The organism is Pseudobutyrivibrio xylanivorans DSM 14809, assembly GCF_900141825.1.
In the GTDB taxonomy this organism is placed as follows: Bacteria; Bacillota; Clostridia; order Lachnospirales; family Lachnospiraceae; genus Pseudobutyrivibrio; species Pseudobutyrivibrio xylanivorans.
In genome coordinates, this window is the sequence record NZ_FQYQ01000012.1 from 42,893 (window position 1) to 59,542 (window position 16,650).

General features: G+C 41.0%; 21 protein-coding genes. 2 read left to right on the forward strand and 19 right to left on the reverse strand.

Annotated features, from left to right (window positions below; translation table 11 throughout):
- Positions 1-5 precede the first annotated feature (5 nt).
- The 17 genes from BUA88_RS09765 to BUA88_RS09845 form a co-directional block, all read right to left on the reverse strand.
- Entirely contained in the window at positions 6-236 is a 231-nt protein-coding gene (locus BUA88_RS09765; RefSeq protein ID WP_072916946.1) for a hypothetical protein, read from the reverse strand.
- 37 nt (positions 237-273) lie between these two features.
- The gene (gene atpC, locus BUA88_RS09770) at positions 274-675 is read right to left on the reverse strand and encodes an ATP synthase F1 subunit epsilon (protein ID WP_072916950.1); all 402 of its coding nucleotides are present in this window, start codon (positions 673-675) and stop codon (positions 274-276) included.
- Positions 676-685: 10 nt separating this feature from the next.
- A complete protein-coding gene (gene atpD / locus BUA88_RS09775; protein WP_015550574.1) occupies positions 686-2,080 on the reverse strand; it encodes a F0F1 ATP synthase subunit beta in 1,395 nt (464 codons plus the stop codon).
- Positions 2,081-2,099: 19 nt separating this feature from the next.
- Positions 2,100-2,966, reverse strand: coding sequence for an ATP synthase F1 subunit gamma (gene atpG, locus BUA88_RS09780; RefSeq protein ID WP_072916954.1), 867 nt, complete (start codon positions 2,964-2,966; stop codon positions 2,100-2,102).
- A 15-nt stretch (positions 2,967-2,981) separates the two neighbouring features.
- Positions 2,982-4,487, reverse strand: a complete 1,506-nt coding sequence (gene atpA, locus BUA88_RS09785) for a F0F1 ATP synthase subunit alpha (RefSeq protein ID WP_072916959.1) — start codon at positions 4,485-4,487, stop codon at positions 2,982-2,984.
- Complete coding sequence (atpH, locus tag BUA88_RS09790) at positions 4,484-5,050, reverse strand: ATP synthase F1 subunit delta (RefSeq protein WP_072916964.1); 567 nt, start codon at positions 5,048-5,050, stop codon at positions 4,484-4,486. Before atpH ends, atpA begins: the two co-directional genes overlap by 4 nt.
- Positions 5,038-5,553, reverse strand: a complete 516-nt coding sequence (atpF, locus tag BUA88_RS09795; RefSeq protein ID WP_028247236.1) for a F0F1 ATP synthase subunit B — start codon at positions 5,551-5,553, stop codon at positions 5,038-5,040. Before atpF ends, atpH begins: the two co-directional genes overlap by 13 nt.
- A gap of 44 nt (positions 5,554-5,597) precedes the next feature.
- Positions 5,598-5,855 carry an ATP synthase F0 subunit C gene (atpE, locus tag BUA88_RS09800; RefSeq protein ID WP_015550578.1) on the reverse strand — a complete coding sequence of 86 codons (258 nt, stop codon included), beginning with the start codon at positions 5,853-5,855 and terminating at the stop codon, positions 5,598-5,600.
- A 34-nt stretch (positions 5,856-5,889) separates the two neighbouring features.
- Positions 5,890-6,618 (reverse strand): F0F1 ATP synthase subunit A, encoded by a 729-nt coding sequence (gene atpB / locus BUA88_RS09805; RefSeq protein ID WP_200798862.1) that lies wholly within the window; start codon positions 6,616-6,618, stop codon positions 5,890-5,892.
- A 37-nt stretch (positions 6,619-6,655) separates the two neighbouring features.
- Positions 6,656-7,054 carry a hypothetical protein gene (locus tag BUA88_RS09810; RefSeq protein ID WP_083572475.1) on the reverse strand — a complete coding sequence of 133 codons (399 nt, stop codon included), beginning with the start codon at positions 7,052-7,054 and terminating at the stop codon, positions 6,656-6,658.
- A gap of 17 nt (positions 7,055-7,071) precedes the next feature.
- Positions 7,072-7,374 (reverse strand): AtpZ/AtpI family protein, encoded by a 303-nt coding sequence (locus BUA88_RS09815; RefSeq protein ID WP_072916973.1) that lies wholly within the window; start codon positions 7,372-7,374, stop codon positions 7,072-7,074.
- 20 nt (positions 7,375-7,394) lie between these two features.
- Positions 7,395-7,880 carry a deoxycytidylate deaminase gene (locus BUA88_RS09820; protein ID WP_072916977.1) on the reverse strand — a complete coding sequence of 162 codons (486 nt, stop codon included), beginning with the start codon at positions 7,878-7,880 and terminating at the stop codon, positions 7,395-7,397.
- 26 nt (positions 7,881-7,906) lie between these two features.
- Positions 7,907-8,302 (reverse strand): arsenate reductase/protein-tyrosine-phosphatase family protein, encoded by a 396-nt coding sequence (locus tag BUA88_RS09825; RefSeq protein WP_334292448.1) that lies wholly within the window; start codon positions 8,300-8,302, stop codon positions 7,907-7,909.
- A gap of 83 nt (positions 8,303-8,385) precedes the next feature.
- On the reverse strand, positions 8,386-9,447 hold the full coding sequence (locus BUA88_RS09830; RefSeq protein ID WP_072916981.1) for an L-threonylcarbamoyladenylate synthase: 1,062 nt from the start codon (positions 9,445-9,447) through the stop codon (positions 8,386-8,388).
- A gap of 105 nt (positions 9,448-9,552) precedes the next feature.
- Positions 9,553-11,283, reverse strand: coding sequence for a glycosyl hydrolase family 18 protein (locus BUA88_RS09835; protein WP_072916986.1), 1,731 nt, complete (start codon positions 11,281-11,283; stop codon positions 9,553-9,555).
- Positions 11,284-11,566: 283 nt separating this feature from the next.
- Complete coding sequence (locus BUA88_RS09840; RefSeq protein ID WP_072916991.1) at positions 11,567-12,202, reverse strand: hypothetical protein; 636 nt, start codon at positions 12,200-12,202, stop codon at positions 11,567-11,569.
- Positions 12,171-13,475, reverse strand: coding sequence for a serine/threonine protein kinase (locus BUA88_RS09845; RefSeq protein ID WP_072916995.1), 1,305 nt, complete (start codon positions 13,473-13,475; stop codon positions 12,171-12,173). The genes BUA88_RS09840 and BUA88_RS09845 overlap by 32 nt, the downstream gene beginning before the upstream one ends.
- 240 nt (positions 13,476-13,715) lie before the next feature.
- Between BUA88_RS09845 and BUA88_RS09850 the strand changes: the two genes are divergently transcribed.
- Positions 13,716-14,465: an adaptor protein MecA gene (locus BUA88_RS09850; RefSeq protein WP_072916999.1), complete on the forward strand. Its 750-nt coding sequence runs from the start codon at positions 13,716-13,718 to the stop codon at positions 14,463-14,465.
- 54 nt (positions 14,466-14,519) lie between these two features.
- Here BUA88_RS09850 and BUA88_RS09855 read toward each other — a convergent pair whose 3' ends face one another.
- Complete coding sequence (locus BUA88_RS09855; RefSeq protein ID WP_015550586.1) at positions 14,520-14,726, reverse strand: DUF1858 domain-containing protein; 207 nt, start codon at positions 14,724-14,726, stop codon at positions 14,520-14,522.
- A gap of 278 nt (positions 14,727-15,004) precedes the next feature.
- On the opposite strand from BUA88_RS09855, the gene BUA88_RS09860 reads away from it, so the two are divergent.
- A complete protein-coding gene (locus tag BUA88_RS09860) occupies positions 15,005-15,175 on the forward strand; it encodes a DUF362 domain-containing protein (RefSeq protein WP_072917003.1) in 171 nt (56 codons plus the stop codon).
- 117 nt (positions 15,176-15,292) lie between these two features.
- Here the strand turns inward: BUA88_RS09860 and dnaB are convergent, their stop codons facing one another.
- Positions 15,293-16,642 (reverse strand): replicative DNA helicase, encoded by a 1,350-nt coding sequence (gene dnaB / locus BUA88_RS09865; protein WP_072917008.1) that lies wholly within the window; start codon positions 16,640-16,642, stop codon positions 15,293-15,295.
- Positions 16,643-16,650: the final 8 nt, after the last annotated feature.

Genomic DNA, 16,650 nt, shown 5'->3' on the forward strand with positions numbered 1-16,650 from the left:
AATAATTATTCTTCTGGTTTGGCTGTAGGCTTTCCATGCCTCTGTTGATAGACCATAGCCAGCATGTCAGACTGGTACTTATCGTCATTGCTCAGGACCTTCAGCTTATCCTTGACGTCCGTCTTTCGGGCACGGATGGTGTCAAGTTCCTTTAGCAAGCTTTCTTCCTGGTCCTCATAATATTTCAACTGTCTTTTCAGTTCTTCAATATCTCGCCTTGTATCAGCATCTAACATGGTGTCCTACCTCCCCTTATTACATGTAATATCTCGATTAGGCTTTTAAGTCCTGGCGTACCAAAGCCTTCTTTAATGCTATCTCAGCTCTCAGCACATCTACTCCGTCGTCCTTGTTTGCCAAGCGCTCTCTAGCTCTGTCTTCCGCGCTGCGGGCTCTCTCTAAGTCAATCTCATCTGGCCACTCAGCTATTTCAGCAAGTAAAGTTACCTTATCAGGCAGAACCTCAGCAAGACCTGCGTGCACTGCGGCCTTCTTCTCAGACTCTGCCTCATGGATTGTGCAAATACCCGGCGCAATAACAGTAGTCAAAGGAATATGCTTTGGAAGCACACCAATCTGTCCCTCGACTGTATTAAACTCAACCATTGTTGCCTCCCCTTCATAAAAGGTCCGCTCAGGCGTAATGATTGATACTTTAAAGGTGTTATCTGCCATAAGCCACCTCCTACTTAGCGTTCATCTTGGCACGAACCTCGTCGATTGTACCTGCATTGAGGAAGTAACTCTCTGGGATATCATCATGCTTACCTTCAAGAATTTCCTTGAAGCCTCGTACTGTCTCAGCGATTGGCACATACTTTCCTTCGAGACCAGTAAACTGACCAGCTACGAAGAATGGCTGTGACAAGAATCTCTGAATCTTACGAGCACGGTTAACTACAAGCTTATCCTCTTCTGAAAGCTCGTCCATACCAAGGATAGCGATAATGTCCTGTAATTCCTTATACTTCTGAAGAATCTCCTGAACACCACGTGCAACTGTGAAGTGCTCCTGACCTACGATACGTGGATCAAGGATACGAGATGTAGAACCAAGTGGATCTACAGCTGGGTAAATACCAAGCTCGGCGATAGAACGCTCAAGAACTGTGGTAGCATCCAAGTGCGCGAATGTTGTTGCTGGAGCTGGATCTGTTAAGTCATCGGCAGGAACATATACGGCCTGAACCGATGTGATAGATCCGTTCTTAGTAGATGTGATACGCTCCTGAAGAGCACCCATCTCTGTCTGAAGTGTTGGCTGATAACCAACGGCTGAAGGCATACGACCTAAGAGGGCTGAAACCTCTGAACCAGCCTGAGTAAAACGGAAGATGTTATCGATGAAAAGAAGCACGTCCTTTCCACCCTTATCTCTGAAGTACTCAGCCATTGTAAGTCCAGTAAGACCTACTCTCATTCTGGCTCCTGGTGGCTCGTTCATCTGACCGAAAACCATGCAGGTCTTGTCGATAACGCCTGACTCCTTCATTTCATAGTAAAGGTCATTACCCTCACGGGTACGCTCGCCTACACCTGTGAATACTGAGTATCCACCGTGCTCTGTAGCGATGTTATGGATAAGCTCCTGGATAAGTACGGTCTTACCTACACCGGCACCACCGAACAATCCAATCTTACCACCCTTCTGGTAAGGGCAAAGAAGGTCAACGACCTTAATACCTGTTTCAAGCATTTCTGTTGAAGTTGCCTGTTCCTCAAACGCTGGAGCTTTTCTATGAATAGGCATTTTTTCAACACCCGTAGGTGCTGGCTGTTCATCAATAGCTTCACCAAGTACGTTGAAAATACGTCCAAGTGTAGCCTCACCAACAGGAACTGAAATTGGAGCTCCTGTAGCAACTACATCCATTCCACGTACTAAACCGTCTGTAGGACCCATGGCAATACAACGAACTGTATCATCACCCAAATGCTGTGCTACTTCTACAACCAGTCTCTCACCGTTATCTCTTGTGATTTCAAGAGCATCGTTGATTTCTGGAAGCTCGCCTTCAGCGAACTTTACGTCAAGTACGGCACCGATGATCTGAGTGACTTTACCAATATTATTTGCCATTTTTTCACTCCTATCTTCTTTAAGATAATGCCTCGGCACCAGCGATAATCTCGGTTAATTCCTGAGTAATTGATCCCTGGCGGGCACGATTGTATTTTAATGATAGATCACTAATAATTTCCTCAGCATTATTTGTAGCTGAATCCATTGCCTGCATTCTGGCACCATTTTCTGAAGCAACAGCTTCAACCAAAGCGCCATATACAAGTGAAGTCACATACTTTGGAACGATAAGGTCTAAAGCTTCCTCCTCATTTGGCTCAAAATTCATAAGAGCCTCTGCACCGGAAGACTTTGCTGCCTCAACATCCTCTTCTGCGATTTCAGCAGGAAGCAGCTTCATTAGCTTTGGAATCTGGCTAACTGTATTTTTGAAGTGTGTATAAACAAGGTAAATCTGTCCGATTTCCCCGCTTGAATATGCTTCAAGGACATCCTTGCAGATAGCCATAGCGTCTGCATAGGTAGGTGCTTCCATCACTGGAGAGTAATCCTTCTCCACTGTGTAACCCTTATGGGCAAGACTCTCACCACCCTTATGTCCTATTACGTAAAGCTTCACATCCTCAGGCTTCATTTCAGATCCAGTTATCATCTTTACAATATTAGAATTGTAACCACCTGCAAGACCACGGTTAGATGTGATGACGATTACGCCAATCTTATCTGAGCCATTGTCTCTAAGGTATTTGTTGTTAACTGTTCCTGCCTTGGCAAGCATACTGCAAATCGTATTATACATAGCGTTGAAATACGGTGTGGTCTGCTCTGCCTTAGAACGTGCCTTCTGGAGCTTTACTGTAGATACAAGCTTCATGGCCTTAGTGATCTGCTGAGTGCTACTAACACTCTGTTTTCTTCTTTTTATGTCTCTCATTGAGGCCATAACAGATCACCCTCCTTACTTGTAAGTCTTCTTACACTCCTCGATAGCCTTGATTAGCTTCTGTTCCATGTCATCCTCAAGAACCTTTGTAGTCTTAATAGACTCTGGAATCTCAGGATACTTGGTATCAACAAGATCAAACAATGCCTTCTCGAAAGCCTGAATATCTGCTGTTGGAATGTCAAGCAGGTACTTCTTAGTAGCAGCATAGATAATCATAATCTGATACTCTACTGGCATTGGAGCATACTGTGGCTGCTTTAACATCTCCTTGATTCTTTCACCCTGTGCCAGCTTCTCAGCGGTATCTGCATCAAGCTCTGAACCAAACTGTGCGAAAGCTGCAAGCTCACGGTACTGCGCGAGCTCTACACGGATAGGAGCTGCGATTTTCTTCATAGCCTTAATCTGAGCAGAACCACCTACACGGGATACAGAAAGACCTGCGTTAACGGCTGGTCTAAAACCTGCGTTGAAAGCTTCTGTCTCAAGATAAATCTGACCATCAGTAATTGAGATAACGTTTGTAGGGATGTATGCAGATACATCGCCTGCCTGTGTCTCAATAATAGGTAATGCTGTAAGTGAGCCACCGCCCAACTTATCAGAAAGTCTAGCTGCACGCTCAAGAAGTCTTGAGTGTAGATAGAATACATCACCTGGGTAAGCCTCACGTCCTGGTGGACGACGAAGAAGTAATGACAGTGTACGGTATGCAGTAGCGTGCTTACTTAAATCATCATAGATGATAAGTACGTCCTGTCCATTCTCCATCCACTCCTCACCGATAGCACATCCTGAATAAGGAGCGATATACTGTAAAGGAGCAAGCTCTGATGCTGTAGCGGCAACTACTGTTGTCCAGCTCATAGCACCATATTCCTCTAATGTTTTAACAAGGGCTGCAACTGTAGAAGCCTTCTGGCCAATTGCAACGTAAATACACTTTACGCCCTGTCCCTTTTGATTAATGATTGTATCAATAGCGATAGCAGTCTTACCAGTCTGTCTATCACCGATAATAAGCTCACGCTGTCCACGTCCGATAGGAATCATGGAATCGATAGCTTTAATACCTGTCTGCAGCGGAGTATCTACGGATTTACGAGAGATAACGCCGGAAGCAACACGCTCGATAGGACGGAACTTTGTTGTCTCAATAGGTCCCTTACCATCGATAGGCTGTCCAAGTGCATTAACTACACGTCCAAGCATTGCGTCACCAACAGGAACCTCAACAACACGACCAGTTGTCTTTACCTGATCACCTTCGTTGATGTTCTTATCGTTTCCTAAGAGAACACAACCAACATTGTCTTCCTCAAGGTTTAAGACCATGCCATAAACTTCGCCAGGGAACTCTAAAAGTTCGCCCTGCATAGCGTTCTGTAATCCGTGAATACGTGCAATTCCATCGGCAACCTGAATAACAGTTCCTACGTCTGCCACGTCAAGCTGCGCTGCATAGCGTTTCATTTGCTCTTTAATAACCGAGCTAATCTCTTCTGGTTTTAAATTCATGGAGCGCATTCACCTACTTTCAATTGAATATTTGATAACTCGTGTGACAATTTACTAATCTGAGTTTTGACAGAACTGTCAATAACTCTATCTTTAATGCGAATTACCATACCCCCGATTAGATCAGGGTCTACTGTATAGTCCATTACAAATGAACTGTACTCAGTAGTTTGGAGTAAACGCTTCTCGACATCTGATTTCTGTGCATCCGTAAGCTCAAATGGAGTTGATACAAAGGCACGTCCGATTTTCTTGAAATCGAAAACCCTGTCGATGAAGTAATTAAGTACTTCAACTGTATCCTTGATGTGGTCCTTCTCCTCAAGCATGCGAAGAAGTCCAACCATCTCGTTACTTACTCTGCCTTTGAAAACGTCGTCGATTATCTGAAGCTTTTCTTCTTTATTGATCTTTGGATGATTCATCATTTGAGAAAAGCCGTCATTTGATTTAACAACCTCTATAACCCCTTGGGCTTCATTTAAGAAGTCGTCGACCTTTCCTGTTTCCACGGCTAGCTCAAACAACGCATCACCATATACGTTTGAGACTAATTTAGCCATGTGTTTTCACCCATTTCCTTAAGAGTTTGCTCAACCAAGGTGTTCTGAATAGTTGTATCGATGTTTGCAGCTACAACCTTCTGTGCCATAAGAGCGGCTACAGAAATCATCTCCTGCTTAACATCATCAGCAACCTTCTTCTTCTCAAGCTCAGCTTCCTCGTTAGCTCTTGCTACGATAGCTGCTGCTTCTTCCTTGGCTTCGTTAACAATCTTGGTTTCATTCTTCAAGGCCTTTGCTCTTGCTTCGCTTAAGATTTCATCCTTTTCTTTTCCGATATCTCTAAGCTTTGCTTCATATTCCGCCTTTAGCTTTTCTGCCTCTTCCTTATCTTTCTTTGCATCTGCAATATCCTTTGCAATGCCATCCTTTCTGTCCTTTAACAGCTTTCTTGCTGGATTGAACAAGAGGTTTGACATTATAAGGAATAGGAAGAATACTGCAATGGCTAAAAGCGCAGCATCATTAAGCAATTGAAAGTCCAAGTCAAATAGTCTTTCCAAAACTTTTAGCCCTCCTTTTTATAATATTTCTTCCTAAATGTAAATTAGCCAACTAATGGCTGTACAAAGAGTAACAGAAGGGCGATAACCAAACCGTAAAGACCTGTTGTCTCGGCAACGGCCTGACCAAGTAACATAGTAGACATGATCTGTCCCTGTGCTCCCGGGTTACGTCCAACGGCTGCTGCACCGTGACCAGCTGCGATACCTTGTCCAATACCAGGACCAATACCAGCGATAACTGCGAGACCAGCACCGATTGCTGAACAAGCTTTAATTAAGTCTGTACCTGAAATGTTCATAAATGTTTTCCTCCTAAAATATAGTTTTTAAATTTTAAGAATCCCCATAAGACTGGGTTATGTATGTCATTGTTAACATACAGAATACGTAGGTCTGAATTGCACCTGAGAAAATATCAAAGTATACATGCAATGCTGCAGGCCATACTAATGCGAATTTTCCTAGCAATCCATAAACAAGACCCATAATGATAGTTCCTGAAAGAACGTTTGCAAACAAACGCAGTGACATTGATATAGGTACTGCTATATCAGAAATCACGTTAATTGGCAGCCAGATAGGCAGCCATGGTGGCAGTGGTGAACATTTGTCGATCCAAATGTCCTTTGCACTCTGATGCCTTACCTTTACTACATGGATGCAAACAAAGGTAATTAATGCAAGTGCCAGTGTTGTACCGTAATCGGCTGTTGGTGGTCTTAGGCCAACTAAACCGGATAAGTTGGATACCAAAATAAAGCAGAAAATGGTACAAATCCAGTTTGCAAACACTGGTGCGTGCTTACCCATACTTCCTTCCACAACAGAATCTAGTAACCCAACAATGAGTTCTAGGATGCTTTGGAAGGTATCAGGAACTTCAGTGGCGTGCTTCAGCTTACGATTGGCAATAATAGAAAAAATTACCAATGAAAGCCATACGATTAAAATGCAAACATGAGAGGTTGTAATCCATACCTCCTGTCCAAACACTTCGTACTTGAACAAGCCTTTTATCATGTCCACAGTATCGCTTGAGGCCAGCAAAATTCCTTCTGTCACACTTTCACCTCCTTTATAAAATTTTCTTATTCATCCTCTATCTATGCTTTATGCCTAGATAAATCTTTATTAGCAAAGGCTGTGCGTATGCACTAACCTTGAGCCCAAGTACACCGATGATCGCTGTGAACATATTTCCCAGCTTCAAAAAAGTCATCGTAATCATAATTGCACACAAAACCAGATATCGCATAACTGACTTGAAAGACAGATACTTCTCGTGTCCCTCGCCAATTCTTACTGACTCTTCGATAATCATTGAAATGTGAATGGCCATACCTACCGCGCATCCAATTCCAATCAAAAGACCAGTTGTATATCTGATTTTATCGCTGACAAACCAAACTCCAATCAGCTCAACAAATAGTCCGTATGCAAGTATTCCTAAAACCAAACCCGGAAGGGCCTGATTAAGTCGCTTCATCCATTTAATCATGTCATATCCTTATTCAGTTATTCCCCTGAGCTTTTGCTTTTCTTCTCCTTAAGAGCTTCCTCCTCCAGTCGTCTTGCCCGCTGTCCTGGAGATTCCTCGTTTTTCAGATACCCCTTTACCGACCGGTAAGCTCCATTAAAAGCTGCTAATATACCAATTATTATTCCTGCTATAGAGAATCCTTTTATCCCTGTTTTTGTTGAGATAAAGGTTCCAACTACCGTACAAAGCAGGATTGGCACTATTACGTTTATTCCAAATTGAAGGACCATCACCAAAGAATTGGCCACTTCATTATTTGTTTTTCTTCTGTCCCTCATTGATGCTCCTTATTCCGGCATTAGAGCGTCATAGAAATCTCTCTACCGGTGTGCTCATATTGACGGAACTCTACACCCGCTGCACGAAGCATTCTCTTCGATGCGATTACTGATGGTGTGTTTTCATATTTATCACTATCGTAGATGATAGTTTTGATGCCAGACTGAATGATAGCCTTGGCGCATTCATTACATGGGAAAAGTGACACATACAGCTTTGAGCCCTCAAGTGAACCACCTCTGTAGTTCAAAATCGCATTAAGCTCGCTGTGTGTTGTATAGAAATATTTATTTTCCAGAGGGTCCCCTACTCTAGCCCAAGGGAACTCGTCATCTGAACAACCATTTGGAAAACCATTGTAGCCCATAGAAAGAATCTTGTTATCCTGGCTTACAATACATGCTCCAACTTGTGTGTTTGGGTCTTTCGATCTCATACCCGATAATACTGCAACGCCCATAAAGTATTCATCCCAGCTAATATAATCTAGTCTCTTGTCACTCATGGTCTCTCCTCCAATACATTTGTGCCTTATGTTTCTAGTAACTTTATTAATTTCTCAATCGATACCTTCAAAACTTCATAGCACAAACCGTAGGTTTGCACTGAACCACCATAAGGATCCATAACTTCAAGCTCGTCCCCCACAAGCTCATTGAGAAGTCTGGTGTTCTCCTCGGTGGCATTTGTATATTCACTTAATATCTTCTGCCTTTGGGTTTCCTCCATCGTAATTACCAGCGTGTTCTCGGAAAAATCTGATTCCTGAAGCTGCTTCGATGAGTAATCCTTTAGCTCTATACCATTACTGATAAGCACGGCTTCCGCCTTTTGATTTAGCGGTTCAGGAAACTGAACTATTAGTCCCCTGGATTCGCAAATAATCGGTCGGCTATGCGGAAAGCTATGGAAAATCGCTGTCGCCATGGGCGACCTGGACGTCCCGCTACCCGACGCAAAAATCACTCTGTTAATGTTATTCATTTTTATTCTCCCAAAATCCCTCCAGCCTAGACCTCTATAGTCTTCTGGCCTGCTGCCTTAAGCAGTCTGTTCATAATAGCCTGCCCCATCTTTGGTGTTGCAAAGCTTTCTGAGTAAATTATGTCTACATCCAACTCATCAAACTGTCTGAGGATATCGTAAAGATTGTGAGCGATGCTCTGCTCTTCCTCTCTGTCTCCGATGATTAGTATCTGACCCCTTCCATATCTGCCCGCAGTTGCAGATGTGGCAATAATACCAACCTTCTTTCCATCCTTTTCAGCCTGAGCTGTAAGCTCGTTGATAGTGGATATAACTCTGTCTTCTTCACCTGAAACGATTGTTAAATCGCCCTTTGGTGCGTAGTGCTTATATCTCATTCCTGGAGCCTTAGGCTTAGCACCCCCTGTTGTGCCCTTGTCATTGTAGACAATGCCTGGATCCATTCTAACCTCTCCAACAACCTCTCTTAGCATATCCATATTGATATAGCCTGGTCGAAGAATAGTCACTACATCCTCTGTTAAATCAACGATAGTGGACTCTAATCCTATATCTACTGTCCCACCATCTAATATTGCTTCTATCTTTCCTGATAAGTCCTCGTACACATGGCTAGCCTTTGTAGGGCTTGGTCTGCCTGATGTATTAGCACTAGGCGCTGCTATCATACATCCGCTCTCCTCTATAAGAGCTAGTGCTACCGGATTATTTGGCATTCGAACTGCAACGGTATCAAGACCGCCTGTGGTCTCGTATGGTATAACTTCGTTCTTATTGCAGACCATTGTAAGTGGTCCTGGCCAAAATGCATCTGCCAGCTTCTTAGCTGTCTCAGGTAAATCCTTTGTAATCTGTTCTAACTGTTCAAACTTAGCTATATGTACAATTAAAGGGTTATCCGATGGACGACCCTTTGCCTGATATATCTTTTTCGAGGCTTCTTTGTCGGTGGCGTCACCGCCTAGTCCGTATACTGTTTCGGTTGGAAATGCTACCAAACCGCCCTTTTTTAAAATCTCAGAAGCCTCTCTGATAAACTCTATATTGATTGGCTCCTCAGAAACATCCATAATCCTAGTAATCATACTCAAAATTATAACACTTTTCCCTTAGAACACAATCTTTTTAACTCTGTGAAAGTCCCGTATTCACGGGAAAAAATATGATTTTTTTGTGTCTTTTATGCATCTTTAAAAGTATTTTGCAATTATGTTCCATACACCTGTGCTATCAAATCCTTTCTTCCAGAAAGCTCCGCCTGCAAGGTTGTATTTGTCCATAACTTTTAGCTTTTCTTCGATAGAAGTCTCATCCTCTACCCAAATTTTGTAAGTTACATTACCACTTGTGTACTCACCATAATATTGTCCAGCATTATCATCCCATGCTGTTGATACACCATTGGTTCTAAGATAGCTCTGAATTGCGTTCATTCCGTAAGCTGTACTGCTTACACTACCATCTTCCTTTACTTCCCAAACTCTACAGTAGAAAGGCATTCCAAGGATTACCTGCTCCGCTGGCACCTCATCAAGTGTAGCCTTTACACCTTCCTCTACCCAGCCAAGTGAAGCAACAGAACCCGCTTCCTCGCTTCCGCCGTAGTGCTCATCATAACCCATGATTACTACATAATCTGCATACTTAGCCTGCACGCTTCTGTTGTAAACTCCAGATGAAGCGGTAGGAACATAATTATCTACTGAAAGAATAATATCGTTTTTCTCACATTTAATAGAAAGCTCCTTGATGAACTGAATATATCCATCTCCTGCTTCTGCTGCAAGCTGTTCAATATCAACATTAATACCATCAAGATCATGAGTGATAGCTTGAGCAATAAGATTGTTTACAAGATTATCTCTTGCTGATGTTGTATTAAGTACTGTTGTTGTGTCGACACTTGAATCCTCAAGATTGCTCACAAGTCCCCAAACCTGCACATTGTTTGCATGACAAATGCTTACGTAATTACTGCTGGCTATTGATGCTATTCCACCCTTGTTATCACTGAGATGGAACCAGGTTGGTGAAATAACATTAACATTGCCTGAATTAGCAAGGACATTGGCGATATCTCCGTTTGCTGCATGTGATGTTACCTGATGCCAAAGTAATGCAATATCCTTTCCAACAGAAATATGCTTGTATTCTCTTTCGTCGCCTACGTTGTAATCTACATTTCCTGATATTTCAAAGGCTCTGTTCTTAATATATCCGCATACTCCATTATCAGAGAACACATAGCTCCATTTTCCAGTGTCGCGAAGTACATATATCTGGTCGCCTTTTTTTAAATCCTCTAACACTGGGCTCTTTGGTCCGTTAAGCTTTCTAATCTGAGCTTTACGGGATACTATACCTATGTCATATTTTGTTCCATAAGTATTTACAAAAACTCTATCTGGATTATCAAAATAATCTATATTACCTTCTCCAATAAGGAGATTGATATAATCTACAGCAACATATACTGTTCCGTCCTGAGCCACAACTGCTGGATGTCCAAGTGAATTATTACTCTTGTCTATGAAGTAATCATTATTTCCAACTGTAGCTGTATAAACCTCGATATCAGTAGCATATCTGAGAGTTACTTCTGTACTATCATATACAAATCCATCATCTAAATGATCCTTAAGGAATCCAATTTCAAGATATGGCTGCCCGTCCTTTACTATTGCGTATCCGTATGCGTCGTCCTCGGAAACTGACTGAAATTCTCCATTCAGCACTACTGCAGCTTCATTCTCGTGATAAACCTTGAAGTATTCCGCCAAGTCCATATGCTCTTTAGTAGGTGCATACTTCTTAATATATGCTATTCCTCCAACAAGCAACACCATGGCCAATACTGCCACTACAATATAAACATACCCTCTGGGTATTCCTCTTCTTCTTTTTCTCTTTCGGTAGCTCATAGCTTCTCCCTCTTTGTATCTAGTATTCCTTGTAAAGTATAACAAAATAGGCTCTTAAATTCCACTTTATAAGGATTTCTGCGTAGTATTTATGCATTAAAAAAGAGCGGCCGAACCGCTCTAAAGTAACCACTTTCTACACCTTAACATAATCCCTTTTCTATTTACCTCATTAGACTTAAAAGGATTATTTGTCTTTTTCTCAATGCTTGAAGCATCCATGATACTGACACTTCCTACGTGGTTGTAATTCAATTTTTCTCTCCACAGCTCCTTTCTGCAGCTACCTGATTAAATCCATTAGTTCCTGAAAATTTTCTTCCTTTAATGAAAAAGGGTCATTGATAATTGGTAAATCCTTGATTGTACTCTTAGTATAGTTAGCAAGGCCGGACGCAATAATATTCGTTTTTTTATTCGTATCAGTTTTGATATAAGTCATTTGATCCATGTCGTATTCTAATAATCCTAATTTATCAATAAATTCATAGTACTCTCGCTGACACCAAGGTCTCAAAGACCCTATTATGATTCTATTATTGCAATTGTTAAATATGGGGCGAGTCTCTTCATTTAAGCTGGCCATATCTACGACAAACCACGCATTTTCTCTAAGCATTATATTTCTTATTGCATCAATATCATTACTGAGAACGTATCTCACGCCCTTGTATTCGTATGCCAAAATGTCGCCGATTAAAATCTGCTTCATTCCAACCACACTTAACAACTGAGACTCATTACTCAGCTCTATGTAAATAACGTTTTTACCAAGAACTGAATGCATGAAATTAGCCAATGATATGCATAGATGTGTAACACCAACATTTGGAGAAACTCCCACCACACAGACTTTTTTGTTTACTTTGTTTTCGATTTTTTTTATTTTATTGTTTAGCAATAATAAAATCTCTTTCATTCTTAAAAATCGCTGAAAAAACATTTTCCTCATCCTTTGAAATATCTAACCTGTTAACTATCGGATACCTGTAAACCTTCTTATTTAAGCTTTTTGCCAGCAAAACACTTGATATTTTGTCAGAGAAATTAGAGATAACATAAACACCATCATTACTAATCCATTCTGGCACTTCTTCATGCTGCTGCCAGGGAACTCCTGAAGTGACATATATAACAACATCTGTCCCTATCGGAATACTTTTGTTAGTTCCGCAGTCAATTACCTTTAAACCAATTGGAGGGTTTTGATTCTCAACAGCCTCTCCGTATTCGAACAGGCCTCTAAAACTTTCGTGGTATAAAACACCCTTCTGTAGCTTGGTATTCTTTAGATTCATCCATATTTTTCGGACTGTGTCTTTTTCATTATCCTTGTAATAGCAATCAATTTTCCTTTTATTGAAAAATCGACATAAGGATATAGCTATGCGGGTCGTGCCAACTCCATGGCTCCCGCCAATCACTGCGATTCTCTTTTCGAGATGCCTTTTTCCGACTCTATCATTAACTCGATCTCCCTGTATATCCTCCAACAATTCTTTCAGCTCAGTAATAGACTTAACTCTCCTACTGATATCAGAATTCGTTGCAAGTTCTACAATCTGTTTAATTCTAAAATCATCTTTAGCATAACTATTTATCTGCATGAACCCAATTATCTTTCCAACGCCATAAACATCACAACGTTCATCAAGGTAGTCGCCTTTTAATTGTTCTGGTGCTGCCCAGCCTTTAGTTCCTAGCGGCTTTGCGTTACTGGATTCAGACTTCTTTATAGATATGCCAAAATCAATCAGTCTAACTGTATCACCTTCCATAAAAACGTGTTCAGGCTTCATATCCCTGTATAGCACAGGCTCACTCCCTGCCGTATGTAAGGTCTCTACAATTTTACAAAGCTCTATTGCTATGTATAAAAGCTTTTCAATTGATAATTTGGTTCCTGACAAATATTCACGTAGAGATATTCCCTCTACATATTCTTCAACCAAATATATAATTTCTTCTGTATCTTCTACTTCAAAAATTGTGGGTATTTGGGATGATTTTATCCCTTGTAAAAGATTTGATTCGGATAGGATGCTGTTCGCATCGGGATGGGCCTTGTGAATAGCCTTAAGAATCCTCAATGCTCCTATCGGTTTGTAACGGACAAGTAAAACTGCTGTAGCTGCTGTCTCCTGCAGTATTCGAATTACTTCGTACCTGTCTTCAATACCTTTTGGTATCATTTACTTTCAGCTCCTTCCTTTTCGGAAAAAGCATCTCGCGGATAATTTTATATCACAGATAAAATTATATTGCAACCCCTAAATTGAAATTCTTAAATCTTTGATAACATTCATTTTATAAAAATTTTATATTTTTCTCACTATTTTTATGGATAGTTTCCTTTACTTTCCGATATAATATATATATAATAGTCGAACAAGAAATGTTCCAGCATCTTTTTCGATTCGGGAGGTGATTTTATGAAGATTGAAAAAATCAACGAGAACCAAATCAGATGCACTCTTTCAAGAGAAGATTTAATTAGCCGCCACATTAAGCTATCCGAGCTTGCCTATGGTTCTGCCAAGGCACGTGAGCTTTTTAGAGAGCTTATGGAGCAGGCTTCATACCAGTACGGTTTCGAAGCGGAAGACATTCCACTTATGATAGAAGCAATACCGCTTTCATCAGAATCCATAGTTCTTTTAGTTACAAAAGTCGAGAGTCCGGATGAGCTTGATACTCGTTTCTCTCGATTCTCAGAATGTGACGACGAATATGATGACGATGATGTGGATTCATCAATTGCACCTGTTAAGCCATTTAATGAGGCTGCTGCTGACGATATCCTAAATATCTTCAACAGCCTGATTGAAAAAGCTCAGGAAGCAATTAAGGCTTCACCAGAAAAGGCAGCTGCAAAGGGCTTGCCAGTAGATATTACTAAGATGTTCGTTTTCGATAATCTCGAAGATGTACTTAAGCTTTCTGGTGTACTTGCTACTTTCTACAAAGGAAAGAATTCTCTTTATAAGAGTCCATTTGATAATAGATACTATCTTGTAGTTAGCAAATCAGATGATTCAGCTGAAAACTACAACAAAGTATGCAATATCCTATCTGAATACAGTGACCAGCAGAATTTCGTAGTAGGTACTGATGCATATATGTCAGAACACTACGAGACAATGGTTTCTGGCAATGCAATTCAACAACTTGCACTTATCTAAAGAATGATAAACAAAAACGACTAGCAAAATTGCTAGTCGCTTTTAATTTGCATATTAAGCCTTTGAATCAAGGAATGTGTTGATTTCCTCTACAAGGTCATCAGCATCGATACCGTGTACCATAGCTGCCTCCTCGATTGTCTCCATCTGAGATGATGGGCATCCGAGACAGTGCATGCCGATATTAAGTAAAATAGGAGCTACATCAGCATCAATCTGAAGAAGCTCGCCAATCATAGTTGCCTTAGAAACTCTTGCCATTTTTAAATCCTTCCTTTCGTAAAATTCTTTCAAATAATACCATGCTTCAATCAATTGTGCAACATCAATCGCCTTTAAGTTGTGTACACAATTCATCAAGTTGTTCGCCACAATCAACGGAAGTTAGTCTATATGAACAACGGTAAGCCTTGATTTTATAGGTATTTCTAAAAATACAATCTTGTTCTTGATTTAGACACAATTTCGTTGTATGATGTATTCATCAGTTGACTAATTGATAATTTTTATTGATTAGATTTTTAAGGAGGATTTTAATTATGGCATATGTAATTTCTGATTCATGCGTATCTTGTGGAACATGCGAGCCAGAGTGTCCAGTAGGAGCTATCTCTCAGGGCGATTCACAGTTCCAGATTGATGAGGGAGCTTGTGTTGAGTGTGGTACTTGCGCAGGTGTTTGCCCAACAGGCGCTATCTCTCAGGGCTAATTATTAAGTTTAATAACTTAATCAAGAAAACCGGTTATAAAGAGCATTGCTTTTGCAGTGCTCTTTTTTCTTTGATTTTATATAAGAAAAGGGCTCCACATTTGTGGAGCCACTTATTTATTCTTCTCTATTCGAATACTGACTACGATCTCTATTAGCAAATCTTGTGTATTCTGGGAGCCATGTAAGCTCGATAGTTCCGATAGGACCGTTACGCTGTTTAGCAACGATGATTTCTGAAACACCCTTCATTTCTGAATCGTGGTTATAGTAATCATCACGATAGATAAACATAACCACGTCGGCATCCTGCTCGATAGCTCCCGATTCACGAAGATCCGAAAGCATTGGTCTATGATCAGGTCTCTGCTCAACGGCACGGGAAAGCTGTGAAAGTGCAATAACAGGTACATTTAACTCACGAGCTAAGGCCTTTAGAGAACGTGAGATATCTGAAATCTCCTGCTGTCTACTCTCTGATTTTCCCGAACCAGACATCAACTGTAAGTAGTCGATGATGATAATGGAAAGTCCAAATTCCATCTTATACTTACGGCATTTACTACGCATCTGACTGATAGAAATACCAGGTGTATCATCGATAATAAGCTTTGAATTACCGATTTTTCCGGCGCCCTCGATAAGATTCTCCCAGTCTGCTTCCTGGAGATTACCGGTACGGAGCTTTTGGGCGTCTACTCTTGATTCAAGAGCAAACATACGATTTACCAGCTGCTCCTTTGACATTTCCAAAGAGAATATTGCTGCACAAAGATTCTCTCGAAGGGTAATGTGCTGTGCAAGGTTAAGTACGAAGGCTGTCTTACCCATTGAAGGACGCGCCGCAATAAGAATAAGATCTGATGGCTGCAAGCCTGCTGTCTGACGATCTAAGTCAATGAATCCTGTAGGAATACCAGTAACAGCACCCTTCTGCTTTGACGCCTGATCAATCTTAGCGATTGCGTTCATAACAACCTGCTTGATTGGTACATAGTCAGTCTCACCACGATTTTGAACAAGTGAAAAGATATCCTTTTCTGTCTGGTTCAGAATGGTATCAACCTCTTCTGTTCCCTCAAAGCACATGTTCTCAATATTCTGATTAACCTTGATAATATTTCGAAGTAAAGCCTTATCTTTTACAATGTTGGCATAGCTTTTTGCATTAACTGTGGTAGGAACTCCCAGTACCAACTCCTGAATATATTCAAGAGATGCTATCTCAGGTGAAACTCCTTTTTCCTTAAGCTTATTCTGCAGAGTGACCTCATCTACAGGCTCGCCTGCATTATAAAGCTCAACAATTGCCTCAAATAAAATACCGTACTGCTGGTGATAGAAATCATCCTTAAGAAGGATTTCTGAACACTCCACAATCACATCACGGTCAACAATCATTGAACCGATAACAGACTGCTCAGCCTCTAATGAGTTCGGCATTTGTCTGCGAATCACATCATCCATAACAATTA